The following is a 24,765-nucleotide window of genomic DNA, read 5'->3' on the forward strand; positions in this document are numbered from 1 at the left end:
ATAGAGTCGCTTCGCTCCCACTATCCTTCTGATCCACTTTTCGCTCCGCTGCGGCGGCTGGCTCTATGGGGACGGCAGCCCCCCACGGGCTCGCCTTCGGCCTCGCCTCGTCTCCTACTCGCCTTCGGCTTTGGTCGGGGTTGGTACGCTTCTCTCGCATTGAGATGGATATCGACAGATAATCTTTCCTCCCCTCTTTTCGAAAGACCCAATCATGACCCTGACCACCCAACGCTGGGATCTCACCTGGAAAAAATTGGGTCTGGTTTGCCCCGATACGCACTTGTTTGACTCGGTCCTCTCACACTACCGCGAACCCCATCGCCACTATCACACCCTTCAACACCTCGATGAATGCTTTGCAAAGTGGGAAGAGCTGCACACCGAGTCCTCCCACCCTGGCGAAGTTGAACTGGCACTCTGGTTTCATGACGTCATCTACGACGTCAAACGTCAAGACAACGAAGAGAAGAGCGCTGATTGGGCTCGGCGTTGTCTGGTCGATGCGGGCGCATCGGAAGAGATTGCGCAGCGCGTGCACGCACTGGTGATGGCAACCCGGCACCATCAGCCCAGCGTGGAGGGTGACGCGTCGTTATTGGTGGATGTGGACTTGTCGATATTGGCCGCGCCACCGGATCGTTTTGAAGAATACGAACGGCAGATTCGTGCGGAATACGACTATGTTCCGCTAGCGTTGTTCATGCAAGAGCGGAAGAAGATTCTGCAAGAGTTCTTGAATCGTCCGTGGATATACCGAACGAAGACCTTTTTCGACCGCTATGAGGCAACAGCGAGAAAGAATTTGGAGAGGGCTCTCGAAGGACTATAGCGAGAAAGTCCGAAGCCGAAGGCGAGCAGTGTCCGTCGCGATGCCGAAGGCGAGCCGGGCAGGCTGTCCGCATCTGCGCCGCCGCTTCAGTACCCGATAAAACGGATCAGAAAAATAACCGGAGCGAAGCGACTTTATTTTTCCCGTTTTATCGGGTACTGAAGCGGGGACCCTCCGAAGGAGGGCGGCGGAGTTGCGGTCGCCTTCTTTTGCTTACTTTTCTTGGCGAGACAAGAAAAGTGAGCGGCTGCCGGGCCGCCCCCGGCGCGTTCTCCCGACCGGAGAGAGAAAATAGTTAAGCTAGAGCGCAGGAAGAAATTCCGTGCAGACTACGCCCAAAAACCTAACACCATCAAAGCCCGCCGATAAACCCAAGAACCAATTCAGCAAACGCAACAGGCTGCTCAACAGCACTGACATGAGAGGCATCGGCAATGACCTCAAGCCGAGAGCCAGCGATACCGTCCACCAATGCCTGAGCCATGGCAACCGGCGTCCCCTGATCCAGCTCCCCTGCGATCACCAGCGTAGGGCCAAGAATGGCCCCCAACCGGGACGAAGTATCAACAGTCCCGACAGCATGACAGCACCCCGCATACCCCACCGCATCGGTAGTGACCAGCCGCTGCCGATAGCGCGCCACGGTAGCCGCCTGAGCAGCACGGAATCCATCGTGGAAATACCGCCCCATGACCGCATCCGCAATCACCTCGATCCCTTGATCCCGCACGGTAGCAATCCGCTGCTGCCAAACTTCGCGCGCCGCCTCCGGATAGGCGGAGGTGGTGTTGGCCAGCACCAGTGCCCGCACCAGCCCCGGATGGCGCAAGGCCAGCTCCTGCCCCACCATGCCCCCCATGGACAAGCCCACCCACACCACCGGCCCGGTATCCAGCTCCCGCAACAAGCGCGCAGCATCATCAGCCAGGTCCGCCATGCTGTAGAGCCCGTCGACCTTCTCCGAACTGCCATGCCCGCGATGATCGTAAGCGATCACCCGGCAATCGGCCGCCAGCAGATTGGCCAGTCCGTCCCACATCATCAGGTCGGTCCCAAGCGCATGCGACAACACCACCGTATGCCGCGGCGCCTTGCCATTGCGCGGCTCCCGCAAGGTGTAATGCAGCGCCGGTGAAGAAGAAGTGCGCCCCTCACGCCCCACCCCCGGATGCACGCTGGCAGCAGGTGCCTGCGGCACCACCGCGTAACCGATCTGCTCACCCACTTCACGCAGGATCTTCTGCGCATGCGTGAACGCCGTATTGCCCGCCGGTACACCCGCATAAACCGAAGCCTGGATCATCACTTCCTTCATCTCATCCGGCGTCAACCGCGTAGCCGGATCGGCAGTCAGCCCGGCGCGCACGTGCAGTTCAAATTCTTCCCAGCGTCCCAGCGCAATGGTGATGGCCAACACGATGATGCGCCGGGTCTTGTGGTCCAGCCCGGGACGGCCCCAGATTTCATTCCAGGCAAAGCGCGTGATCAGGTTCTGGAAATCGGCATTGAAATTGGTGGCGTTGGCCACCGAACGGTCAACCCATTGGTCGCCCAGCACACTGCGGCGATTGCGCATGCCGCGCTCGAAATCATGGTCCAGCGGATCGTAGCTCATGAGGTGTTCTCTTTTGTCTCGTGATGTGGAGGATGGTGGAGAAATCAGTGGTTCAGCGCGCCAGCATCGTGCGCAAATGTTCAAGCTGCCCTTCAGCAATGCGGCGCGCAGGCCGCGTCGCCTGCACCGGATCGAACAGCCCGCGCAACATGGCCAGGTCGATCTCCTTGCCCAGCTGCGCATCGGCCTGTACGGCATCGACCAGCACATCGACCAGTTGCGCGCCATCGGCCACGGCCTTGCGCGTGAGCTGCTCCAGCAGACTGTGCGCACGCGGACGGCCGATCACGCCCGCCAGTGCAATTGATGCGGATTCGGCAAACACCAATCCCTGCAGCGCATCGATATTGCGCAACATGCGCGCCTCGTCAATGACCAGTGCGGCAAACGCATCATTGAGCGCACGCAAGGCCCCGTGCACGCCCAGGAACAAGCCCGGCCATTCGGCCAGTTCGGCCTGCCAGTTGCCCAGCCCGCGTTCGTGTTGCTGCGACATCGCCCCCAGCAGCGCAGCGGCCTGTTGCGGCGCACGGGTGGCGGCAGCCAGGGCGATCATGGACGACACCGGATTGCGCTTGTGCGGCATCGCCGATGATCCGCCCCGGCCATTGCCGGAAGGCTCGGCCAGTTCGGCAATTTCACCCTGCGCCATCAGCGACAGGTCAGTCGCGATCTTGCCCAGGCTGCCCGCCAGCACGGCCATCTCGGTACCCAGCCGTATCCATTCGTCGCGCTGGGTATGCCACGCCGCATCGGGTGTCTTCAAGCCGAGCGCCGCAGCCATGCGTGCGGCCACGGCCGGACCCTTCTCGCCGAGTACGGCCAGCGTGCCTACTGCGCCGCCCAGTTGCAGCTGCAGGGCGCGTTCGGCCAGCGCCTGCAGTTGCGCGCGCGAGCGCAGCAGGGGCGCGGCCCAGTTGCAGAACTTCAATCCCAGGCTGGTGACTTGCGCCGGTTGCATCAGCGTGCGCGCCAGCACCGGCGTATCGAGATGGGATTGCGACAAGTCCAGCAAGCGCTGCGCCAGCTGGCCCAGTTCGCCATCGACCAGTCGCAGGGCCTCACGCGTAACCAGTACCATGGCCGTATCCAGCACGTCCTGGCTGGTACTGCCCCAGTGCACGTGGGTGGCGGCTTCCTCGCTGTAGAGGGCGACCGTGCGCTGCAATTCCTTGACCAGCGGAATGGCCAGCGCACCGGCACGGCGGCCGGCGACGATGAGCGCGTTGATGTCGTAGAGCGGGGCGCGGCATACGCTGGCGATGGCGCGCGCGGCGGCCTCGGGGATGATGCCCTCGGCGGCTTCGGCCTCGGCCAGGACTTGTTCGAAGCGCAGCATGGCTTGCACCACCGCCTGGTCGTCGAACACCGCAATCATGTCGGATGTGGTGAGGAAGCTGTCGAAGATCGAAACGCTCATGAAGTCTCCATTGCCTGCCCGTCCGGCGCGATCCGACGCAAACGGGATCCGGCAGGCCAAAGCCTGCGGATCCCCTCGCGCGTCACGCCGCAACGGGCGTTCAGGTGTAGTCGAAGAATACCGTCTCGCTCGCGCCCTGCATGTGAATATTCCACAGGTAGCTGCCATCGGCTTGCTTGCGGGCGATCAGGGTGTGGCGGCGGTCAGCCGGGACCTGCTCCAGCAGGGCTGATTGCGCCAGCGCCGGATCATCTTCCAGGAAGACGGCCGTGAACTGGTGCTTGACCAGCCCGCGTGCAAACACGGTCACGTAAGCCACCGGCTTGCCGGCCGGCGCTTGCGGCTGCGAAATCGAAAAAGTGAACCCGCCCTCTTCATTGGTGGGCACGCGGCGATATCCGGGAATGGCATGTGAAGTTTCTGCCGCAGCGCTGCCCGGCAGCCAGGCTTCGGCCCAGGCGTCGTTGATGGGGATGCCGTCGCCATCGATGATGGCGCCCTTGATCTTGACCTGCGGCGCGCTGCTTTCCACGCGCGAAGTCAGTTCCACGGCCCAGGCCCAGGCTTCGTGCGGGAAGGGGCCGATGGTTTGCGAAGTGGTGATGTTGCTCATGTGGTCTCCTGCCTTGTGTTCAGATGCCCATGGGCGTGGCGTTGCGGCCGCGCAGGACGATGTCGAATTCATAGCCCAGCATCTTGTCGTCCACCGTCTCCTCCAGCGAGAAGCGCGAAATCAGGCGCTGGCGGGCGGCCTCGTCAGGGATGCTCTGGAAGATCGGGTCATAGGCGAACAGCGGATCATTGGGGAAATACATCTGCGTCACCAGGCGCTGCGCATAGACGTTGCCGAACAGCGAGAAGTGGATGTGCGCCGGACGCCAGGCCTTGTGGTGATTGCCCCAGGGATACGGGCCGGGCTTGATGGAGACGAAGCGATAGCGGCCATTGTCATCGGTGAGCATCTTGCCGAAGCCGGTGAAGTTCGGGTCCAGCGGCGCATCGTGCTGGTCCTTCTTGTGGAAGTAGCGACCGGCGGCGTTGCACTGCCAGACTTCCAGCAGCGAATTGCGCACCGGCTTGCCATCTTCATCGAGCACCCGGCCGGTGACGACGATCTTCTCGCCCAGCGGTTCGCCCTTGCCTTGCGCGGTCAGGTCCATGTCGTGCGGCAGGATCAGCTTGGGCGAGGCGAACAGGTTGGTGCCGGTGGCGGTCTCGTCGCGCACGCGCAGCGGCGCTTGCGTGGGGCCGCGCTTGGCGGTGGACTTGTACGGGGGATAGATCAGTTCCGGATAGACACCGGGTTCGATGGCATCGAATTGCATGAGGTCTCCTCAGTCGACGGGGTGAATGCGGCGTCGTCTTCGGATTCCTTGCCTGCCGGAATGGGCGAATGGCGCGCCGTGCTTGGGTGTGGACAGATACTAGGCAAGCCGATCCCCGCTCTCAAGGCCAACGCAGCGCAGCATATCCGCCCTGCGCCCGCTTTGTGCGAGAATCGCACAAATGGCCGATTTTCTGCAGCGAACGGAAGACGGTGCGCATCAGCTTGTTTTATCCACAGGGCAGGGAAACATGCAGCAAGAACACATCGAAGAAGTGGAGGAGGGCGCAGACGGTCCTCTCAAGCGTGACCTGGTCGCCGGTCTGGAAAAGGGCCTGCAGGTGATCGAAGCGTTTGACCAGGAGCGCTCGCGCCTGACCATCGCCGAGGTGGCGCAACTGACGGGCCTGACCCGCGCCGCCGCGCGCCGCTATCTCATCACGCTCACGCACCTGGGCTACATGCGGCACGACAACAAGACCTTCTCGCTCACCCCCTTGGTGCTGCGGCTGGGCCAGTCCTACCTGCATTCGGCGCGGCTGCCACGCATCGTGCAGCCGCTGCTGTACCGGCTGGCGTATTCGCTGGGCGAGGCGGCGTCCTGCGGGGTACTCGATCACGACCAGCTGGTGTGCGTGGCGGCGGTGAGCGCGGGGCAACTGGTGTCGACCACCTTGCAGCCCGGCACGCGGGTGCCGGCCTACTGCACCGCCAATGGCCGCATCCTGCTGGCCAATCTGCCACCGGCGCAGCTCGATGCCATCCTCGCGCGCGCCCAGCCAGAGGCCATCACCGCCCACACCATTACCGACGTCGAACGATTGGGACTGGAAATCGCGCGCGCCCGCGCACAGGGTTATGCGCTGGTGGACCAGGAACTGGAACTGGGCTTGCGCACCATGGCCGTGCCGGTGCGCAACTTCCGTGGCGAGGTGGTGGCGGCGATGAACATCAGCGTGCATGCGGCCCGCATGAAACTGGAAGACATGGTGGAACGCTGCCTGCCGGCCATGCTGAAGATTCAGGTGGAGCTGGGAGCGCTATTGTGAGGCGTGGCTGACTTTCGAAGATGGCGCACGGATTTTCGTTTTTGCGCCAACGTCGGAAACGGCACACCGGCACATTTATTCTTCCACATGCGTGCGCCGATATTCCTTGGGCGTCAGCCCCATGTGCCGCTTGAAGAGCCGGCTGAAATACGCCGGGTCTTGAAAGCCCAGTTCATAGGCAATCGTCGAAATGCCTGAGGGCACATAGGTCAGCTTGCGGCAAGCCTCCAGGATCAATCGCTGCTGCGCCAGGTCGAAGGCCGAATGCCCGGCCAGCTTCAGGCACAGGCGATTGAGGCGGCTGGGCGTGATGCGCAGCTTGTCGGCATAGACCGCCACCTGCCACTGCTCCTTGAAATGCTGCTCCACCAGCGCGCGAAAACGGCTGAACAATTCAAAGTCGCCGCGTCCGGACAATTCCGCCGAGCGATGATCCGCTTCCAGCCGCACCAGCAAGAGCATGACGCTGCGCGCCAGCCATTCCAGCATCAGTGTGTGGCCGGTGCGCGGTGCGGCCGATTCGGCAATCAACAGACGCAGCAGCGTCTCCATGCGCTCGCGCAGTTCCGGTACGCGCCCCAGTTCGATGGCCATCGGGCGCAGGAACAAGGGCGAAAACAATTCGCCGTGCCCCTCGCTGCCGCCGGCCGAAAACACCACGTGCGGATCCACCGTCAGCACGAATCCCACGGCCTGTTCCGAGAAATCGAAACCATGTACCAGGGACGGATGGATGGTGATGACCACCGGACCATCGACTTCCCAGACCTCTTCCTCCATCAAGGCACTGACGTGTCCGGACATTAAAAAAAGTACCTGAAAAAGTCCGGCATGGGTGTGCGGTGCAATATGCCAGTCATGCACGCGGCTGCGCGTCTCGATCAGTTCGATGTGCACCGGCTCCGCATCTTCCGGCCGGGAAGCCTCGCCGTACAAGGAAAATTGCGGTACATCGCTGGTGCGCGGTTTGCTGCGGGGCAAGGGCATAGGGTCTCCATCCTGTGCGTTGCGAGGGGGCGGCATGGTTGTGCTCTGTAAAAATAGTACAAGTAATTGGCGGGATCATCCATTTTTTATCAGAACACCACCGTCTAAGATTCTTCTCACACCAAGAACAAGAACAGATCAACTGCCACCCGCTTCGGCTCGCGCCATTGCGTGCCGGGAACGAAAACGGTGCCTGACCTTTACACGGAGACCTCCATCATGCGTACCCAAGTCGCCATCATCGGCGCCGGCCCGGCCGGTTTGTTGCTGTCCCACCTGCTGCACCTGAAGGGCATCGAATCGGTCGTGCTGGAAACCCGTACCCGCGAAGATATCGAATCCACCATCCGTGCCGGCGTGCTGGAACAAGGCACCATGGACATCCTCAACGAGACCGGCGTGGGCGAGCGCATGAAGCGCGAAGGCGCGCTGCATCACGGCATCGAGCTGGCCTTCGGTGGCCGCCGCCATCGCATCGACCTCACCGAACTGACCGGCAAGGCCATCACCGTCTATGCCCAGCATGAAGTGATCAAGGATCTGGTGGCTGCGCGTCTGGCCGCGCAAGGGCAATTGCTGTTCGGTGTGAGCGGCACCAGCATCGAAGGCGTCGAGACCAGCAAGCCGCGCGTGCGCTTCATGCACGAGGGCGAGCAGCATACGCTGGAGGCGGATTTCATCGCCGGTTGCGACGGCTTCCATGGCGTCTCGCGTCCTGCCATTCCGGAAAGCAAGCGCCAGGATTACCAGCGCATCTATCCCTTCGGCTGGTTCGGCGTGCTGGTGGAAGCGCCGCCGTCCTCGGACGAACTGATCTATGCCCAGCATGATCGCGGCTTCGTGCTCATCAGTACCCGTTCGCCAACGGTGCAGCGCATGTACTTCCAGTGCGATCCCAAGGACAGCGTGGACAACTGGAGCGATGACCGCATCTGGAATGAATTCCATACCCGCCTGGAAAACGGCGACGGCTGGCGCGTCAAGGAAGGCAAGATCTTCCAGAAGGGCATCATCGGCATGCGCAGTTTCGTCTCTACGCCGATGCAGCATGGCCGCCTGTTCCTGGCCGGTGATGCCGCGCACATCGTGCCGCCCACTGGCGCGAAGGGTTTGAACCTGGCGGTGGGTGACGTGAAACGCCTGGCCCAGGGCATCGAGGATTTCTATTGCAGTGCCAGCGAGGAAGGTCTCGCGTCCTACACCGAGCAAGCCCTGAAGCGCATCTGGCGTGCCGAGTATTTCTCGTGGTGGATGACCAGCATGCTGCATACCTTCGACGATGCCTCGCCCTTCCAGCGCCAGATCCAGCGCGCCGAACTGGAGAACGTGGTCAACTCGCGCGCCCTCTCGACGGCGCTGGCGGAGAACTACGTCGGCGCATTCTGATTCGCCGGGGCGACCATGCTGCCACGCTAGGGCCTGCCCGGTGCATGCGCCAGGCCCTACAATGGCGCCATGAACTTCAACCTGAACTTGCCTGAGCTCCACTCCCTGATCTGGGACGAACTGCGTCGCGGTGCCAGCCCGACGCGCTCGCCGTTTACCATCTGGCAACTGGCTACGCTGGGTCTGGATGGTACGCCCCAGTTGCGTTCCATTGTCCTGCGCGAGGCGGATGCGACTGCCGGGTCGCTGTGCTTTCACACCGATCTGCGCTCTCCCAAACTGGCCGAGATTCGGGCCGACGGGCGGGTGGCCATGCTGGCGGTGGACCTCGAGCGCCATCTGCAACTGCGCGTCAACGGCGTGGCTCAGGTGGTGCAGGATGCGGCCCGCGTGCGCGCCATGTGGACGGGGGCCCGGCCACACACGCTGATCCTGTACAAGACACCGCATGCCCCCGGCACGCCTGTTGTGCAACCGGAAGACGCTCACGTGCAGCCGCACGTCAGCAGCGATGGTGTCGAGAATTTTGCGCTGGTGGAAGTGCGGCTGGAGCGCATCGAATGGCTGGACCTGACGCCAGACCAGCATCGCCGCGCCCGCTTCGCGCGCGGGCAGGATCAATGGCAGGGGCAGTGGATCGCGCCGTGAGGCGAGCGCGACTCAGGCCAGCGCCGGATAGGTGAACGCGAGGAAGTGCACCGCATTGAGCGTGAAATGCAGCAGGATCGGTGCCTCGATCCGTCCGCTGCGCTGGAACACCCACGCATAGCCGAGGCCGGCCAGCCCGGCAATCGTCGCATAGGTCATGCCGCCCCCGAGATGCGCGGCACCGAAGAGCAATGCCGACGCCGTCAGCGCCAGTCCGCTACCGCAGCGCATCCCCTGCAAGGCGGATTGCAGACGCTGCTGGATCACGCCACGGAAAAAGGCTTCCTCGGCCACCACGGTCAACAGCAGGTTGATGGCCAGGAACTCTACCGTGAAGCCAGGCCACTTCAGTGCCGGTTTGACCAGACCTGTGAACCAGCCCACGCCCATCACCAGCACGATCGTCGAGATGCCCGGCAGCAGCGTCCTGGCGATGCTCTCGCGCCATTCCCGCCACGCATGGCAGCGGGGTGCCAGCAGCGCCAGCAACAGCAGTCCGGCACTCCCTTTGTCGAGATTGGCGAACAGCATGAAGGGCCGCGCATCCGCAGTGATGGCCGCTGACGGGATCACCAGCACATTGTGGAAACCGAGCCAGCGATGCAAGGCCAGCAGCAGCGCGAGCAACAGTGTGAACGCCAGCAGACTGCGGCGTTGCCATGCGTGTGGCGCATGGGTCGTGCCCCGGGCAGCGAACCCCAACAGGACGATGCCCGCGACGGCGATGGCATCGAATTGGCCGTCATGCAGTCCCAGCGCGAGGGCCAGCCCCAGCAGCGGCAGCCACGGCGCGAGGGATCGGCCAGCAGGCAAGGGCAGGGCGGGCAACCAGACGCTGCAGATCGCCAGCATCAAGAGGAGAGCGGAAGGCATCGGATAAAAAGGCGGAACGCGACGAAGCCCGTGTTTTAACATGACGGCCATCGAGACTGCCAGAGGTTCTGATGACGATGCGCAATTTCGGTCAGGATTTGTGGCGCGCTTTCTTGCACAGTACGTCCCGTGAACCGAGGAACCGATGAACGACGACCGCAAAACCAGCAGCCAGGCCCGCTATCAAGCCCGATTCGAGCGTGTGCTCGACCATATCGAGGCGCATCTCCATACGCCCCTGGAGATGGAGCAGCTGGCGGCCGTCGCGCATTTTTCGCGGTTCCATTTCCAGCGGCAATTTGCCGATTTCACCGGCGTCGGGGTGGCGCGTTACATCCTGCTGATGCGCCTGAAGCATGCCAGCCTGCAACTGGCCTTCCAGCCGCAGCGGCGCATCATCGACATCGCCCTCGAAGCCGGTTTCGAAAATCCGGAATCGTTTACGCGCGCTTTCAGGAGTGCCTTCGGCCAGTCGCCCTCGCAGTTCCGGCGCACACCCGACTGGCCCTCCTGGAACGAGCGTTTCGTCTTCCGCATCCCTGAAAGGAAAGTGGACGTGCAAGCCGAGATCGTCAACGTCGAATCCATCCGCATCGCCATGCTTATGCATCGCGGTCCCGTCAATCAGCTCAATGGCACCGTCGGGCAGTTCATCGACTGGCGCAAGGCCACGGGCCTGTCACCGGTGGACCGCTGTCGCACCTTTGGTCTGGCCTGGGACAATCCCGATACCACGCCGCCGGAGCAATTCCGCTTCGGCATCTGCGGCGAGGTGGAAGGGGACGTGCCGGACAATCCGCAAGGCGTGGAAGCCTTCCTGATTCCCGGCGGGCGCTGCGCGCGCGTACGGCATGCGGGCGCGCATGACCGGCTGGGCGAGAGCATCTATCCGCTGTATCGCCAGTGGCTGCCGGAGAGCGGCGAGGAACTGCGGGATTTCCCGCTGTACTTCCACTACCTCAACCTGCTGCCCGATACGCCGCCGGGCGAGCTGCTGACGGATATCTACCTGCCCTTGAAATAGGGCCGCTCAAAAAACGGGAAGAAACTTCACGCCACCAGAGCGCGCGAAAAGTGCGCCATCTGGTGCGTAGGCACCAGCAGCGGGACGAAGGAAGCTTCGTTCACAGCGAGCCAATAGGACAGGTGCGGGCTGGCATCGAAGCCATAGTTGCTGCCGTCGAGCTGCCAGAAGCGCGGGATCGCCAGCGCGGGGCGGACGCGATGCTTGAGCTGGTCCAGGCTGGCCAGGCGCGCAGCGCACGGCTGGAAAGGTGCCAGCGCCGCTGCTTCTCCGCTGGCTGCGAAACCTGCCGTGGCGAACCACTCCAGTACCTTGCGCGGACTGGCGTTGAGGCTCGCCCAGTCCTGCATGGCATCGGAACGCCCGGTGATGATGCGGGTGCAGCTGCTGACATACAGCTCGACCTTGCCCAGCAAGGCAGTGGGGACAGGGACTCGGACTTTGGCAAACGGCAGCATCGGCGGGGGGCTTCCTTGGTGCGGAGATGGGCGGATCCGGGTGGAGCGGATCATTGAGGTTGTCACTGTAGCCATCCTGTGCGGGGCTGGCGATCGGGGAAATCCTGACGGCGCGTCAGCCAGCAGATTGGCGGCGGTCAGGAATTTCCCGATGCCGCAGTGGTCATCACTCCTGTAAAACGTTTGCTGTAGCCATCCCGTGGCTTGTGCACTTCTTACAGGACTGTCCCCCCGCAGCATGAGCTTTCCCAGCATCATCATGATCGACCCCAGCCAGGAGGCCGCTGAACTGGCGCGCTTCGCCTTGTGGCGTGCCGGCTTGCATTGCGCCTTCCGTGCGTGTCCTGACCTGGCCACGGCGCGCCGCTGCCTGCTGCAGGGACGCCGCCAGGGCGATGACATTGCACCCAGCCTGATCCTGCTGGAGTCCGACATGGAATGCGGAGAGGGACTGCAGCTGCTGCGCGAGTTGCGCGCCAGCAAGCATCTGGCTGATGCGCCGGTGGTGGTCTTCCCTTCCTACGAGACCGAGGGCGAGCGCGAGGCGCTGGCCGCCGGCGCGACCGAATACCTGCCCAAGCCGGTCGATGGCGAACACTATGCGCAGTGTGTGGTGGAGATGGTGGAGCGCTGGTGTGATGTCAGCGAGGCCGCGGCACCGTTGTCCGCAGACGTGATGCGCGATGCGCTGGCCGGTCTGCCCGGGCATCCGCAGCGGCGCCAGGAAGATGGCTCTCCGCAAGGCGGGCGCTCACACTGAACTGCGTGCAGCGGCTTGGCGTAAAAACAAACAAAGGGCCGCAAGGCCCTTTTTTCCGCCATGGCAGCGCAGGCGCGATTTCGCTCCCAGCTCAGCGCCGCGTCTTGATCTTGGGCGTGGGCAGGGCGGTCTTGTACTTGATCTGCTTGAGCGCAAAGCTGGAGCGGATGTTCTTGATGCCGGGGATCTTGGTCAGGTGGTCGACGATGAAGTGCTCCAGCGTCAGCAGGTCCGGCACCACAATGCGCAGCAGATAATCCTCGTCGCCGGTCATCAGGTAGACTTCCATGACTTCATCAAAGGCACTCACGGCCGTCTCGAACTGGGCCAGTGCTTCGGCACCCTGGCGCTCCAGGATCACCTTGACGAACACGTTCACCTTCAAGCCCAGCAGGTGCGGATCGGCCAGCGCCACATAGCGCGAGATGATGCCTTCGGTTTCCAGGCGCTTCACCCGGGCCAGAGTCGGCGAGGGCGAGAGGTTGATGCGGCTGGCCAGCTCCAGATTGCTGATCGAACTGTTCTCCTGCAGGATGTTCAGGATGCGCAAATCGGTGGTATCGAGTTCCATTATCGAAATTTAATTCTGTCAGTTTCAGTTTCGCAGCACTGGATGCTGAATATTGTACGGCAACTTCCAATTTTAAGTGACTCATGCCGGGGCATCCGGCGTATCGTAAGCCGGTGGTTCCATCACACAGCTAGCCCTCAACGACAACAAGACCGAAAAGGCGTCGGGCGCGGGGAGACGGATGGCGCGGCCTGTGTTTTACCGGCTTTTTGTCTCTTTGCATAGCAGCGATTGCAGTGCCGGCACGTTTTGTGCTGACTGCAGGCGAGCGGCCCGGCGCGCCCAGACAGGAGAACAGGAAGTGGACATGTCCCGCCCCAGTGACAGCGATATCCCGCAGGATATCGATCTCGATGCCCAGGAAACTCAGGAGTGGCTGCAGGCGCTGCAGAGCGTGCTGGCCGAAGCCGGCCCGGAACGCGCGCGCTTTCTGCTCTCGCGGCTGTCGGCGGCGGCCCAGCAATGGGGCGTGAACTGGCGCGATGCGCGCAATACGCCTTACGTCAACACCATCCGGCCTGAACAGGAACCGCCTTTTCCCGGTGGCTCCGATGCGCAGGCCATCGAGGAACGCATCGCCAGCATCATGCGCTGGAATGCGCTGGCCATGGTGGTACGCGCCAATCGCGCCTACGGCGAGCTGGGCGGGCACATCGCCAGCTTTGCCTCGGCGGCGGACTTGTTCGAGGTCGGCTTCAATCATTTCTTCCGTGCGCGCGATGCGCAGTTTGCCGGTGACGTGGTCTACTTCCAGCCGCACTCCGCGCCGGGTATCTACGCGCGCGCGTTTCTTGAAGGTGCATTGAGCGAAGAAGACCTGGCCTACTATCGCCGCGAGATCGAGGCCAAGCGCGTGGGACGGCAGGGACTGTCGTCCTATCCGCATCCCTGGCTGATGCCGCATTTCTGGCAGTTCCCGACCGGCTCCATGGGCATCGGTCCCATCAATGCCATCTACCAGGCGCGCTTCCTGCGCTACATGGAGCATCGCGGCCTGCTGCAGGATCAGGGACGCAAGGTGTGGGGCGTGTTCGGCGATGGCGAGATGGATGAGCCCGAATCGCTGGCCGCACTCTCGCTGGCCTCGCGCGAGAAGCTGGACAATCTGATCTTCGTGGTCAACTGCAACCTGCAGCGGCTCGATGGTCCGGTGCGCGGCAATGGCCACATCGTCGATGAACTGGAAACGCTGTTTGCCGGTGCCGGCTGGAACGTCATCAAGCTGCTGTGGGGCTCGGACTGGGATGGCCTGTTTGCGCGTGACAAGGACGGTGAACTGGTCGATGCCCTGAACCGCACGGTGGATGGGCAATTGCAGACCTTCGCCGCCAATGACGGTGCGTTCAATCGCCAGCATTTCTTCGGCCAGACACCGGGCACGCGTGCCATCGGTGCCACCCTCACCGATGAGGAAATCAATCGCCTGCGCCGTGGCGGCCACGACATGAAGAAGATCTTCTCGGCCTACCAGGCAGCGGCCAGCCATCGCGGCCAGCCCACGGTGATCCTGGCGCAGACCAAGAAGGGGTACGGCATGGGCGCGGCGGGCGAGGGCAAGATGACCACGCACCAGCAGAAGAAGCTCGATGAGGAAAGCCTGCTGCAATTCCGTGACCGATTCAAGCTGCCGCTGAGCGATGAGCAATGCCGTGAGCTGGCTTTCTACAAGCCGGCTGATGACAGCCCGGAGATGAAGCACCTGCATGCACGCCGTGCCGCACTGGGCGGCTACCTGCCGCGCCGCCATGCGGGCGATGCACGGCGTACCGTGCCGCCGCTGGAGGCGCACAGCAAGTTCGCGCTGGAAGCCGACGGCAAGGAAATGTCGTCCACCATGGCGCTGGTACGCCAGCTCGGCAACCTGTTGAAGGACAAGGACTTCGGCCAGTATGTGGTGCCCATCGTGGCCGATGAGGCGCGCACCTTCGGCATGGCCAACCTGTTCCGCCAGGTCGGCATCTATTCTTCGCAGGGGCAGTTGTATGAGCCGGAGGATATCGGTTCCATCCTCTACTATCGCGAGGCCAAGGATGGCCAGATTCTGGAAGAGGGCATCACCGAGGCGGGAGCGATTTCCTCGTGGACGGCAGCGGCCACCGCGTATTCGGTGCATGGCACGCCGATGTTGCCGTTCTACATCTACTACTCGATGTTCGGTTTCCAGCGCATCGGCGACCTGATCTGGGCGGCGGCGGACCAGCGTGCGCGCGGCTTCCTGATCGGTGCCACCTCCGGCCGCACGACCTTGGGCGGCGAAGGACTGCAGCACCAGGACGGCAACAGTCTGGTGACGGCCGCATCGATTCCCAACTGTGTGTCCTATGATCCGGCCTATGCCTATGAGCTGGCGGTGATCCTGGATGAGGGTATGCGGCGCATGATGGAACGCGGCGATGACGTCTTCTACTACATCACCGTCACCAACGAGAACGAGGCCCAGCCCAGTCTTCCGGACGGCGTGCAGGAGGGCATCCTGCGCGGCATGTACTGTCTCGGCCGCAATCCCGGGGCGCCAGTGCGGCTGCTGGGTTCCGGCCCCATCCTCAAGGAAGCCGTGACGGCGGCTGCGCTGCTGCAGCAGCACTGGCAGATCGAGGCCGAGGTGTGGAGCGTGACCAGCTATACTGAACTGGCGCGGGATGGCGTGGCGGCACAACGCGCACAGCGCTTGTCGGGCAGCGATGGCCAGCCCTATGTCACAGCGCAATTGCAGGGCAGTGTGGCGCCCGTGATTGCGGTCAGCGATTACATCCGTACCTTGCCCGAGAGCATTCGCGCCTTCGTGCCGGCACCCTATGTGACGCTGGGGACGGACGGGTTTGGCCGCAGTGATACGCGGGTGAATTTGCGGGACTTCTTCGAGATCGATGCGCGCTGGATTGCCTATACGGCCTTGTGTGAAGTATGGGTCGATGAACGTGCGCGGCTTGAAGAAGCAGCGCGTACATTGGGTATCGATACGAACAAGCCCTTGTCGTCCTCGGTATGAAGTGGAGCGATAGATGAACGGTGGCCAGCCGGATTGAAAATCTCTCATCTGGCCCGCCGCCGTGTTTGCTATAGTGAAACCGCCCGTGCATCACGGGCGGTTTTTTTATGGCTCCGTGATGCGCATCGTCCATGACCTACAGTGAGTGAGGAGTACACACGATGGCTGCACCCAAACGTATCGCGCTGGTGACCGGCGCAGGTTCCGGCATCGGCCGGCAGATCACGCTCGCGCTGCTGCGCGAAGGCTATGGCGTCGCCCTGGCCGGACGCCGCCAGGATGCGCTGGAAGAGACCGTCAAGCTGGCCGGCGAACATGGTGTCAACGCGCTGGTGGTGGCGGCCGACGTGACCGATCCGGCCTCGGTGAAGCAGCTCTTCGCCCAGACCCGCGAGCGTTTTGGACGGCTGGACATGCTCTTCAACAATGCCGGCATCTTTGCGCCGCCGGTGTCGCTGGAAGAACTTAGCGTGGAGCAGTGGAAGGCGGCGGTGGATATCAACCTGACCGGCGTTTTCCTCTGCACGCAAGAAGCCTTCCGCATCATGAAGGATCAGTCGCCGCGCGGCGGGCGCATCATCAACAACGGCTCGATCTCGGCGCATGCACCGCGCCCGTTCTCGGCCTCCTATACGGCCACCAAGCACGCCATCACGGGGCTGACCAAGGCCACCTCGCTGGATGGTCGCGCCTATGACATCGCCTGCGGGCAGATCGACATCGGCAATGCGTCCACCGACATGACTACGCTCATGAAGAAGGGCACGCTGCAGGCTGATGGCTCGACCAAGGTCGAGCCGACCATGGATGCCGAACACGTGGCCCGTGCCATCCTCTACATGGATAGCCTGCCGCTGGAGGCCAATGTGCAGTTCATGACGGTGATGGCGACCAAGATGCCGTTTATCGGGCGGGGTTAAGCCGGGTTATATTCGCCAGATGAAGAAATGGCCGCGGTGATGAGCTGCGGCCATTTTTTTGAAGCGGTGAAAAGCGCGATGCGCTAGCCGATGAACACGGCCGGACCGACACCGAAGCGCTCGGCCAGTGCCTTGACCTGGCGCAGATTCAAATCGCGCTTGCCGCGCAGGATCTCGGAGACCACGCCTTGTGAGCCGATCTCCGGGAGGTCGGATTGCGTCAGCTGATGCTGCTCCATCAGGAATTGCAGGACCTCTATCGGAGAAACCTGCTGCAGCGGGAAGTGCTTGTCATCGTATTTGGCAATGAGGCTGCCGAGCGTGTCGACCAGGTCGGCCAGCGGATGCCGTTCATCGCTGGCACCGGCATCGAGCAATTGATTCAGCGTGGCGACCGCGCGGTCGTAGTCGTCGTCGGAACGAATCGGCCGCAGCGGGATGAGGGACGACAAGGCTGCAAAGTGCGAGGTGATGTCGTCCATCCTCCTCTCGTCCATCACTCGGTCCCGCCCGTCATGCCCTGCCACTCCGGCGTCAACTGCATGGAAATCCCGAACATGTCCAGCACGCGTCCCAGCGTGTGATCCACCATCTCTTCCATGGAAGCAGGGCGCTGGTAGAAGCCGGGCAGGGGCGGGAAGATCACGCCGCCCATTTCGGTGACGGATGTCATGTTGCGCAGATGGGCCAGATTGAACGGAGTCTCGCGCACCATCAGCACCAGCCGGCGGCGTTCTTTCAGGACCACATCCGCAGCGCGGGTGATGAGATTGTCGGACAGTCCATGCGCTACGGCGGCCAGGGTCTTCATCGAACAGGGCGCCACCACCATGCCGGTAGAGGCGAACGAGCCGCTGGCGATGCAGGCGCCGACATCGCGCACGTTGTGCACCACATCGGCCAGCGCTTCCACATCCTTGCGCCGCATGTCCAGTTCCTGATGCAGATTGAGCACGCCAGCTTCGGACACCATCAGGTGCGTTTCCACCTGGCCATGCTTGCGCAGATGCTCCAGCAGCCGCACGCCATAGATGGCACCGGTGGCACCGGTGATCGCAACGATCAGGCGCTGGCGCGGCTGGCTGGAAGAACTGCTCATGAGTCAGTCAGGCAAGTAAAACTCAGCCCTTGATCAGGGTCTGCAGTTCGCCGGACTCGTACATCTCGGTCATGATGTCGGAGCCGCCGACGAATTCACCCTTCACGTACAGCTGGGGAATGGTCGGCCAGTTCGAGTATTCCTTGATGCCCTGGCGCACGTCCGGGCTTTCCAGCACGTTGACGGTGACGATGTTCTCGGCACCGCTGGCCTTCAGCAGCTGGATGGCCTTGCCGGAAAAGCCGCATTGGGGGAACTGTGCAGTGCCCTTCATGAACAGCACCACGGGGTTTTGGGTCACGGTTTCTTTGATCCAGGATTGGACGTCGCTCATGGCTGTGCCTTTAAAAATGGGATTGCCCGACATTATAGGGAAAAGCCGGCGGGCGCGTTGAAATCGCCTGCATGCTGGTGGCCTGTCTGAACGGGCAAAAAATTGCATCGAGGAAATGATTTATATCGTATGCAAATTCTTGTGTTGAAGATGAGGGTGCCGTGAAGACATTCAAGCCGTCCCTTGCATCATCGTCAGCAGCGGCGGTGGAAAAGTTGCTTTACGCAATGATTTATATCTTTTCCACAGGCTTGGCCAGTTCGGCGGCCACAAATGAAAAAGGGCGCTTGCGCGCCCCTTCCTCATGAAATTCGGCTGGCTTTCTCAGCAGCCTTGCGGCTGCGAGGTGGCTTGCCGAGGGTGTCCTGGCTTATGCCGCTCCGGCCACCGCATCCTCCGGCGTTTCGTCCGGCAGGCGCTTGGCCATGGAGTGATGCTCCTGCAACTTGTCCTTGTGCTTGATGACCTGGCGATCGAGCTTGTCGATCAGCGTGTCAATGGCAGCGTAGAGGTCGTGTGCGATGCTTTCCGCATGTAGATCCTTCCCCTTGATGTGGACGTTGATTTCCGCTTTTTGGCGCTTTTCCTTTTCTGTGAGTTTATCTACGCTCAGGATCACGCTGACGTCGATCACGTTGTCGAAATGGCGCTTGATACGCGAGAGCTTGCTTTGCACGTATTCCCGGATGGCGGGGGTCAGTTCGAGGTGGTGTCCACTGATGGTCAGATTCATACAAGACTCCTATCGTGAAGTCACTGGAGGTTCGTGCAATCGATCCTGCTGCAGCTGTACCACGGGCACGGTCTTCGTGTCAGATGGCGCGGGCATCAGTCGGATGCTTGCCTGAACACAGCAACGGTACTGCAGAAAAACTGAGGAAAAACTCAGAGGGACTTGCGGAGATTGACCGGCGGAATCTTCAACACTTCGCGGTATTTGGCGACTGTGCGTCGCGCGACCACCATGCCTTGTTCTGCCAGCATATCCGCAATCTTGCTATCGGATAATGGGGTCTGCGGGTTCTCGGCTCCTATCAACTGTTTGATCAGCGCCCGTATCGCGGTGGAGGAAGCTTCACCTCCGGTTTCAGTCGCGACATGGCTACCGAAGAAGTATTTCAACTCAAACATTCCATGCGGAGTGAGCATGTATTTCTGAGTCGTCACGCGAGAGATGGTGCTCTCGTGTAGACCCAGTGTATCAGCAATTTCACGCAGCACAAGGGGGCGCATGGCCACTGCCCCATGTGAAAAGAAGTTTCTTTGACGTTCCACAATAGCCTGCGCGACGCGCAAAATTGTATCGAAACGTTGCCGCATGTTCTTGATGAGCCACTTGGCTTCCTGCAACTGCGACGACAGCGAACCTTCTCCCTTGGCTTGCTTCAATGCACTGGCATACATCGCATTGACGCGCAGCTTGGGCATGACCTCATGGTTGAGCATGACCTGCCAGCCGTTCTTTGTCTGCTTGACAATCACGTCCGGCACCACATAGTCCGAGGCATCACGCGCGAATTCCGCACCCGGATGCGGACGGCACTGGCGGATCACGGCCTGCGCTTCGCGCAGGTCTTCGTCATCGCAATCCAGGGCCTTCTTGATCTTGTTGAAATCGCGCTGGGCAAACAGCGGCAGGTAATCCTCCACGATCCTCAGCGCCAGCTTGCGCGTGACAAAGGGGATCTTGGGCAGGCGGCGGATCTGCAGGGCCAGGCATTCGCCGGCACTGCGCGCACCGACACCCGCCGGGTCCAGGCTCTGCAGCAGCTTGAGCGAAATCGACAGCTCTTCCATGTCGATGCCCAGCTCTTCGGGCAGGCGTGCGTGGATGTCTTCCAGCGGCTCTTCCAGATAGCCGCTCTCGTCCAGCGCATCGGTGAGCAGTTCCAGCAGCGCACGATCACGCAGGGTGCGTGCGGTCACGCGGATCTGTTCCAGCAGGTGTTCGCGCAGGGTCAGTTCGTGCGCTTCGAGTTGCGGACGGGCATCGTCATCGTCTGGCGACTTGCCGCTGCGCGCGACGTCGTCGAAGCTCCAGTCGGCATCCCCCGTGACACCGGCTTCCGGCGTGTTGTCCTGGTAGTCGAAGCTGGAATCGCCATCGCTGGCGGCCGGGGCCGCTTCGCCGCTGCCTTCGTGACTGGTTTCGGCAACGCCGCTGGAGGGCGAATTGGAGACCGCGCCATCGGCCAGCAGACGTACCGAATTGTCGAGCGCGTCGTCGAGGCGTTCCAGCAGGGGATTGTCGGAGAGGATCTGTTCCAGTTCCTGGTGCAGTTCCAGCGTCGACAGTTGCAACAGTCTGATCGACTGCTGCAGTTGCGGCGTCAATGCGAGGTGCTGCGAGGTACGTAACTGGAGCGACTGTTTCATCTGTCTTTCTGAAAGCGGCGTGGCCCGCTGGTTGCTCTGCCGGTCGTTGCGTATTGCGTATTGCTTGTTGCGTATTACGTGATGTGCACTCTGTATTTCTTCAAGCGTATCGGGCAAGCCGACTGCACCGCTTACATGCGGAAATGCTCGCCCAGATACACGCGGCGCACCGACTCGTTGGCGATGATCTCTTCCGGATTGCCGCTGGCCAGCACCGTGCCCTGGTTGATGATGTAGGCGCGATCACAGATGCCCAGCGTTTCGCGCACGTTGTGGTCGGTGATCAGCACGCCGATGCCGCGTTCCTTCAGGAAGCGCACGATGCGCTGGATCTCGATCACGGCAATCGGGTCGATACCGGCGAACGGTTCATCCAGCAGCACGAAGCGCGGATCGGTGGCCAGTGCGCGGGCGATCTCGACGCGCCGGCGTTCACCGCCCGAGAGCGACAGCGCCTGGCTTTCGCGCAGCTTCTCGATCTGCAGTTCGTGCAGCAGGTTGTTGAGGCGGCCTTCGATTTCATCGCGCGAGAGCGGCTTGCCCTCTTCCTGGCGCAGTTCCAGCACGGCGCGGATATTGTCTTCCACCGTCAGCTTGCGGAATACCGAGGCTTCCTGCGGCAGGTAGGACAAGCCCATGGTGGCACGCTTGTGGATCGGCATGCGCGAAATGGACGCGCCATCGAGGTCGATCTCGCCACCATCGGAGGGCACCAGCCCCACGATCATGTAGAACGAAGTGGTCTTGCCGGCACCATTCGGGCCGAGCAGGCCGACCACCTCGCCGCTGCGCAATTCCATCGAGACATCGCGCACCACCTGGCGCGCGCCATAACTTTTCTTCAGGCCGCGAACGACCAGCGAGCTGGCTACCATTGTCACTGGTCCTTTCCGCTGTCGCGACGCGTTGCAGGCTGCGCAGCGTTGTTCTTGCCCGCGGGCTGGGCCGGCGCGGTGCTGCCTGCCGGCGGCGGATTCTTGGGCTGGATCACCGCAGTGATGCGGCCTGCGCCCGGCTTGCTCTCGCCGGTGGCGGTGTTGTTCACGGAATAGAATTCGGCGCGGCTGTCATAGGAGATGAATTCGCCGTTGACTTCATCGGTGATGCGATCGCCGTCCATGCGCTGGATGTGCGCGCGCTGGAACAGCTTGGAGATTTCGGTCTGCTCCGAATACTCGATGCGCTCGGCCTGGCCTTCGATCCACAGGTTGGGACCGCCGTCACGCTTCTGGCGGAAGTTGGCCAGCGCGCCCGGGGCCGCATACAGCACCGCATTTTCATAACCGTACTGGTCGGTCGTCAATACCACGCGGCCGGCCTTGATGATCAGCGTGCCGCGGGTCATGACCACGTTGCCGGTAAAGGTCTTCACCTGGCGCACGTCATCGTAGACCATCTGGTCTGCCTCGATGTTGGTCGGCTTGGTGGAGTCCGCCTTCTCGGCGTTGGCCACGCCGCACACGGCAGCCAGCATCAGCATCGGCAGTAAGAATGAGCGTTTCATTGGGTTCCTGTCTGATCGGTTCTTGGCGTTTTTATCCCGGAGTCATCCGGCTTAGCGTTTCTTCGGAGTGGGCTCGTAATAGCCGCGGACATTGCCGAACAGCTGCACCACCTGGGTCGCATTGTTGGCCACCATGCCCACGCCGTTCAGGCGCGTGGTGCCCATGGTCATGGCCACCGGCTTGTCGGTCTTGACGATTTCATCGTCAGGCAACAGCAGCAGGTATTCCGACACCAGATGCATCTGCTCGCGGCCCTTGTAGGGCGCGCGGATGGCGTTGGCGTTGCCGTACATGTGGATCTGCGTCTGGTCGTCGGTGACGCGCGCGGTATCCGAGTAAAGCTCCATCGGTGCCTGGTTCTGGTCCAGGTTGTGCACCACCGGCTTGGTGATCTCGAAGGAGTCATCCGTGGGGTAGTGCACCATCTTCGTTCCCGCAACGTCATAGCGCGGCAGACCGGTCGGGCCCATGCGCACGTAGTTGAAGTTTTCCAGGTAGTAGTCGGGTTTGCCACGCGGACGCTGCGCCGGTTGCTGGTCACCCGCGGCCCGCATGGCCTGCATCACCCAGAAGCTGCCCAGGGCACCGGCGATCAGGATCACCAGAATCACCGCCAGGCGGATGCGCTCGGCGTTGCGTTCTCCGCTGCGCCCGCTCATGCCAGGTACGGCGCGAGGGCCGCCTCGTAGTTGCCTTGTGCTGCCAGCACCAGGTCGCAGATCTCGCGCACGGCACCATGGCCGCCGCTGGCCTGGGTCACGTAGTCGCTGCGCGACTTCACCTCGCGATGGCCGTTGGCCACGCAGGCCTTGAATCCGACGCGGGTCAGTACCGGCAGGTCGATGATGTCGTCGCCCAGGTAGCCGCAATCCTGCGGCGTCAACTGCACCTGCTGCAGCAGCTGTTCGAAGGCCTGGCGCTTGTCGTGGATGCCCTGGAATACATGGGCGATGCCGAGATCGCGCGCACGGCGCAGCACATAGGGCGACTGGCGCGCGGTGATGATGGCGGCAGCGGTGCCGTATTGCTGCATCATCTTGATGCCGTGGCCATCGAGCGCGTTGAAGCGCTTGAAGGCCTCGCCGTCCTCGCCGTAGAACAGGCCGCCATCGGTGAGCACGCCATCCACGTCGAAGATCATCAGGCGGATCGTTGCCGCCTTGGCGAGCGCGGCAGCGGGCAGGGTGCTGGCGAAGGCTGGCGCGTTCATCAGATCACCTTGGCGCGAGTGAGATCGTGGATGTGCAGCGCGCCCGTGAGCACGCCGGCCGCATCGGTAACCAGCAGCTGGTTGATGCGGAATTGTTCCATCAATTGCACGGCATCCACGGCCAGCTGGTCCTGGTTGACGGTCTGCGGATTGGCATGCATGACGTCGGCGATGTAAAACTTGGAAAAGTCCTGGCCACGCTCCAGCAAGCGGCGCAGGTCGCCGTCGGTGAAGACGCCGACCGGGCGGAACTGCTCATCCACCACGGCGGTCATGGCCATGCCCTTGCGGGTGATTTCCATCAGCGCTGCCGACAGCGACACGTCCGGGCGCACGGCGGGAATGGCCTCGCCGCTGCGCATCACGTCGCGCACGTGGGTCAGCAGGCGGCGGCCCAGTGCACCACCGGGATGGGAGCGCGCAAAATCTTCCTCGACGAAGCCGCGCGCATCCAGCAGCGACACCGCCAGCGCGTCGCCCATGGCCAGCGTGGCCGTGGTGCTGGCGGTCGGGGCCAGGTTGAGGGTACAGGCTTCCTGCGCCACGCCCACGTTGAGGTGGACGGCGGACAGCTTGGCCAGGGTGGACTGGTCATTGCCGGTCATGGCGATGATCACCGCACCCATGCGCTTGACGATGGGCACGATGGCCAGCAGCTCGGCCGTTTCACCGGAATTGGAAATGGCAATGAAGACATCGCGCGCCGTCACCATGCCCAGGTCGCCGTGCGCGGCTTCGGCCGGATGCATGAACAGCGAGGGGGTGCCGGTAGAGGCCAGGGTGGCGGCGATCTTGCGGCCGACATGGCCGGACTTGCCGATCCCCGAGACCACCGCACGTCCGTCGCATTGCAGCAAGGTCTGCACGGCAAGTGCCAGGGGTTCGGCGCTGTCGTCGCGCAGGCGGTCTTTCAGGGCCAGGATGGCATCGGCTTCGATCTGCAGGGTCTGGCGTGCCAGTGCGATGGCACGGCGGGCAGCCCCGGCCGAAAAAGATGCAGGCGTGGTTTTGTCATCGGTTACACTCATAACCGAAGTATAAACGAATTAGCAAAGCAAAAAACTTGCCAGATGTAAGGGAATGCTGCCGGATTTGACGTGATGTGCAGCGTTGCATCGCGCCGCAGCACCGCTGCCACGGGGGATTTCCGGCCATTGCCGGGATGGGGCATGGCATCGCAGCAGGCGCGGAGGGCTTCCGGTCGCGGTGAATTACTCTGCTGTTGTGGAGCCACACGTATGAATTTCAAGGCGATTTCGCGCCTCGCCGCCCGAGGTTTTCCTTCATATTGCACACTGGTCAGGTGAACTGCCTTTTGCTGGTGCGTTGCCAATTTTACAAATTCATTCATATCGAACCCCGCCGCAGCCCGGCGGCTTTTGACA

General features: G+C 62.2%; 28 protein-coding genes. 9 read left to right on the top strand and 19 right to left on the bottom strand.

Features of this window, described 5'->3' with window-relative positions; genetic code table 11:
* Window positions 1-214 precede the first annotated feature (214 nt).
* Window positions 215-832, top strand: coding sequence for a hypothetical protein (locus MKD49_RS24125; protein ID WP_252697555.1), 618 nt, complete (start codon window positions 215-217; stop codon window positions 830-832).
* A gap of 352 nt (window positions 833-1,184) precedes the next feature.
* Here MKD49_RS24125 and MKD49_RS24130 read toward each other — a convergent pair whose 3' ends face one another.
* The 4 genes from MKD49_RS24130 to pcaH form a co-directional block, all read right to left on the bottom strand.
* Window positions 1,185-2,447: an alpha/beta fold hydrolase gene (locus MKD49_RS24130; protein ID WP_252697556.1), complete on the bottom strand. Its 1,263-nt coding sequence runs from the start codon at window positions 2,445-2,447 to the stop codon at window positions 1,185-1,187.
* Between the two features lie 52 nt (window positions 2,448-2,499).
* Window positions 2,500-3,867, bottom strand: a complete 1,368-nt coding sequence (gene pcaB, locus MKD49_RS24135) for a 3-carboxy-cis,cis-muconate cycloisomerase (protein WP_252697557.1) — start codon at window positions 3,865-3,867, stop codon at window positions 2,500-2,502.
* Window positions 3,868-3,967: 100 nt separating this feature from the next.
* Window positions 3,968-4,480: a protocatechuate 3,4-dioxygenase gene (locus tag MKD49_RS24140; RefSeq protein WP_252697558.1), complete on the bottom strand. Its 513-nt coding sequence runs from the start codon at window positions 4,478-4,480 to the stop codon at window positions 3,968-3,970.
* Between the two features lie 19 nt (window positions 4,481-4,499).
* Window positions 4,500-5,192: a protocatechuate 3,4-dioxygenase subunit beta gene (gene pcaH, locus MKD49_RS24145; protein ID WP_034336159.1), complete on the bottom strand. Its 693-nt coding sequence runs from the start codon at window positions 5,190-5,192 to the stop codon at window positions 4,500-4,502.
* Between the two features lie 250 nt (window positions 5,193-5,442).
* Here pcaH and MKD49_RS24150 point away from each other — a divergent pair, with 250 nt between their 5' ends.
* A complete protein-coding gene (locus tag MKD49_RS24150; protein WP_121045773.1) occupies window positions 5,443-6,240 on the top strand; it encodes an IclR family transcriptional regulator C-terminal domain-containing protein in 798 nt (265 codons plus the stop codon).
* Between the two features lie 75 nt (window positions 6,241-6,315).
* Here the strand turns inward: MKD49_RS24150 and MKD49_RS24155 are convergent, their stop codons facing one another.
* Window positions 6,316-7,227 (bottom strand): helix-turn-helix domain-containing protein, encoded by a 912-nt coding sequence (locus tag MKD49_RS24155; protein WP_121045774.1) that lies wholly within the window; start codon window positions 7,225-7,227, stop codon window positions 6,316-6,318.
* A 219-nt stretch (window positions 7,228-7,446) separates the two neighbouring features.
* On the opposite strand from MKD49_RS24155, the gene MKD49_RS24160 reads away from it, so the two are divergent.
* Both MKD49_RS24160 and MKD49_RS24165 read left to right on the top strand, forming a co-directional pair.
* Entirely contained in the window at window positions 7,447-8,613 is a 1,167-nt protein-coding gene (locus MKD49_RS24160) for a 4-hydroxybenzoate 3-monooxygenase (protein ID WP_252697559.1), read from the top strand.
* A gap of 69 nt (window positions 8,614-8,682) precedes the next feature.
* Window positions 8,683-9,261 carry a pyridoxamine 5'-phosphate oxidase family protein gene (locus tag MKD49_RS24165; RefSeq protein WP_227022555.1) on the top strand — a complete coding sequence of 193 codons (579 nt, stop codon included), beginning with the start codon at window positions 8,683-8,685 and terminating at the stop codon, window positions 9,259-9,261.
* A 12-nt stretch (window positions 9,262-9,273) separates the two neighbouring features.
* Here MKD49_RS24165 and MKD49_RS24170 read toward each other — a convergent pair whose 3' ends face one another.
* Window positions 9,274-10,134, bottom strand: coding sequence for a CPBP family intramembrane glutamic endopeptidase (locus MKD49_RS24170; RefSeq protein ID WP_252697560.1), 861 nt, complete (start codon window positions 10,132-10,134; stop codon window positions 9,274-9,276).
* A 145-nt stretch (window positions 10,135-10,279) separates the two neighbouring features.
* On the opposite strand from MKD49_RS24170, the gene MKD49_RS24175 reads away from it, so the two are divergent.
* A complete protein-coding gene (locus tag MKD49_RS24175; RefSeq protein ID WP_252697561.1) occupies window positions 10,280-11,158 on the top strand; it encodes a GyrI-like domain-containing protein in 879 nt (292 codons plus the stop codon).
* Between the two features lie 26 nt (window positions 11,159-11,184).
* Here MKD49_RS24175 and MKD49_RS24180 read toward each other — a convergent pair whose 3' ends face one another.
* Complete coding sequence (locus MKD49_RS24180) at window positions 11,185-11,616, bottom strand: hypothetical protein (RefSeq protein ID WP_134134428.1); 432 nt, start codon at window positions 11,614-11,616, stop codon at window positions 11,185-11,187.
* 238 nt (window positions 11,617-11,854) lie between these two features.
* On the opposite strand from MKD49_RS24180, the gene MKD49_RS24185 reads away from it, so the two are divergent.
* Window positions 11,855-12,376, top strand: coding sequence for a response regulator (locus MKD49_RS24185; RefSeq protein ID WP_039784031.1), 522 nt, complete (start codon window positions 11,855-11,857; stop codon window positions 12,374-12,376).
* 91 nt (window positions 12,377-12,467) lie between these two features.
* Here the strand turns inward: MKD49_RS24185 and MKD49_RS24190 are convergent, their stop codons facing one another.
* Window positions 12,468-12,947 carry an Lrp/AsnC family transcriptional regulator gene (locus MKD49_RS24190; protein ID WP_006461679.1) on the bottom strand — a complete coding sequence of 160 codons (480 nt, stop codon included), beginning with the start codon at window positions 12,945-12,947 and terminating at the stop codon, window positions 12,468-12,470.
* Between the two features lie 307 nt (window positions 12,948-13,254).
* Here MKD49_RS24190 and mdeB point away from each other — a divergent pair, with 307 nt between their 5' ends.
* Together mdeB and MKD49_RS24200 are read left to right on the top strand one after the other, a co-directional pair.
* The gene (gene mdeB / locus MKD49_RS24195; protein ID WP_252697562.1) at window positions 13,255-15,936 is read left to right on the top strand and encodes an alpha-ketoglutarate dehydrogenase; all 2,682 of its coding nucleotides are present in this window, start codon (window positions 13,255-13,257) and stop codon (window positions 15,934-15,936) included.
* A 161-nt stretch (window positions 15,937-16,097) separates the two neighbouring features.
* Window positions 16,098-16,856: an SDR family oxidoreductase gene (locus MKD49_RS24200; protein WP_252697563.1), complete on the top strand. Its 759-nt coding sequence runs from the start codon at window positions 16,098-16,100 to the stop codon at window positions 16,854-16,856.
* An 83-nt stretch (window positions 16,857-16,939) separates the two neighbouring features.
* Here the strand turns inward: MKD49_RS24200 and MKD49_RS24205 are convergent, their stop codons facing one another.
* Genes MKD49_RS24205 through grxD form a run of 3 tightly spaced genes read right to left on the bottom strand, consistent with a single transcriptional unit; the run spans window position 16,940 to window position 18,289 of the window.
* Window positions 16,940-17,338 (bottom strand): type II toxin-antitoxin system HigA family antitoxin, encoded by a 399-nt coding sequence (locus MKD49_RS24205; RefSeq protein WP_252697564.1) that lies wholly within the window; start codon window positions 17,336-17,338, stop codon window positions 16,940-16,942.
* 14 nt (window positions 17,339-17,352) lie between these two features.
* Window positions 17,353-17,955, bottom strand: a complete 603-nt coding sequence (locus MKD49_RS24210) for a UbiX family flavin prenyltransferase (protein ID WP_252697565.1) — start codon at window positions 17,953-17,955, stop codon at window positions 17,353-17,355.
* Between the two features lie 22 nt (window positions 17,956-17,977).
* Window positions 17,978-18,289, bottom strand: a complete 312-nt coding sequence (gene grxD / locus MKD49_RS24215; RefSeq protein ID WP_039784040.1) for a Grx4 family monothiol glutaredoxin — start codon at window positions 18,287-18,289, stop codon at window positions 17,978-17,980.
* A 161-nt stretch (window positions 18,290-18,450) separates the two neighbouring features.
* On the opposite strand from grxD, the gene MKD49_RS24220 reads away from it, so the two are divergent.
* Window positions 18,451-18,597, top strand: a complete 147-nt coding sequence (locus MKD49_RS24220; RefSeq protein WP_252697566.1) for a hypothetical protein — start codon at window positions 18,451-18,453, stop codon at window positions 18,595-18,597.
* A 62-nt stretch (window positions 18,598-18,659) separates the two neighbouring features.
* Here MKD49_RS24220 and hpf read toward each other — a convergent pair whose 3' ends face one another.
* The 8 genes from hpf to MKD49_RS24260 form a co-directional block, all read right to left on the bottom strand.
* The gene (hpf, locus tag MKD49_RS24225; RefSeq protein ID WP_034331451.1) at window positions 18,660-19,022 is read right to left on the bottom strand and encodes a ribosome hibernation-promoting factor, HPF/YfiA family; all 363 of its coding nucleotides are present in this window, start codon (window positions 19,020-19,022) and stop codon (window positions 18,660-18,662) included.
* Between the two features lie 152 nt (window positions 19,023-19,174).
* Window positions 19,175-20,665 (bottom strand): RNA polymerase factor sigma-54, encoded by a 1,491-nt coding sequence (locus MKD49_RS24230; RefSeq protein WP_252697567.1) that lies wholly within the window; start codon window positions 20,663-20,665, stop codon window positions 19,175-19,177.
* A 131-nt stretch (window positions 20,666-20,796) separates the two neighbouring features.
* Window positions 20,797-21,540, bottom strand: coding sequence for an LPS export ABC transporter ATP-binding protein (gene lptB / locus MKD49_RS24235; protein WP_121045785.1), 744 nt, complete (start codon window positions 21,538-21,540; stop codon window positions 20,797-20,799).
* A gap of 2 nt (window positions 21,541-21,542) precedes the next feature.
* Entirely contained in the window at window positions 21,543-22,169 is a 627-nt protein-coding gene (lptA, locus tag MKD49_RS24240) for a lipopolysaccharide transport periplasmic protein LptA (RefSeq protein ID WP_121045786.1), read from the bottom strand.
* 51 nt (window positions 22,170-22,220) lie between these two features.
* Window positions 22,221-22,829 (bottom strand): LPS export ABC transporter periplasmic protein LptC, encoded by a 609-nt coding sequence (gene lptC, locus MKD49_RS24245; protein WP_034331443.1) that lies wholly within the window; start codon window positions 22,827-22,829, stop codon window positions 22,221-22,223.
* Window positions 22,826-23,380 carry an HAD family hydrolase gene (locus tag MKD49_RS24250; RefSeq protein ID WP_034331440.1) on the bottom strand — a complete coding sequence of 185 codons (555 nt, stop codon included), beginning with the start codon at window positions 23,378-23,380 and terminating at the stop codon, window positions 22,826-22,828. The genes lptC and MKD49_RS24250 overlap by 4 nt, the downstream gene beginning before the upstream one ends.
* Window positions 23,380-24,408 (bottom strand): SIS domain-containing protein, encoded by a 1,029-nt coding sequence (locus MKD49_RS24255; RefSeq protein WP_252697568.1) that lies wholly within the window; start codon window positions 24,406-24,408, stop codon window positions 23,380-23,382. Before MKD49_RS24255 ends, MKD49_RS24250 begins: the two co-directional genes overlap by 1 nt.
* Window positions 24,405-24,731, bottom strand: a complete 327-nt coding sequence (locus MKD49_RS24260; RefSeq protein ID WP_252697569.1) for a hypothetical protein — start codon at window positions 24,729-24,731, stop codon at window positions 24,405-24,407. Before MKD49_RS24260 ends, MKD49_RS24255 begins: the two co-directional genes overlap by 4 nt.
* Window positions 24,732-24,765: the final 34 nt, after the last annotated feature.

The sequence above is a fragment of the Herbaspirillum sp. WGmk3 genome, assembly GCF_023952535.1.
In the GTDB taxonomy this organism is placed as follows: domain Bacteria; phylum Pseudomonadota; class Gammaproteobacteria; order Burkholderiales; family Burkholderiaceae_D; genus Herbaspirillum; species Herbaspirillum huttiense.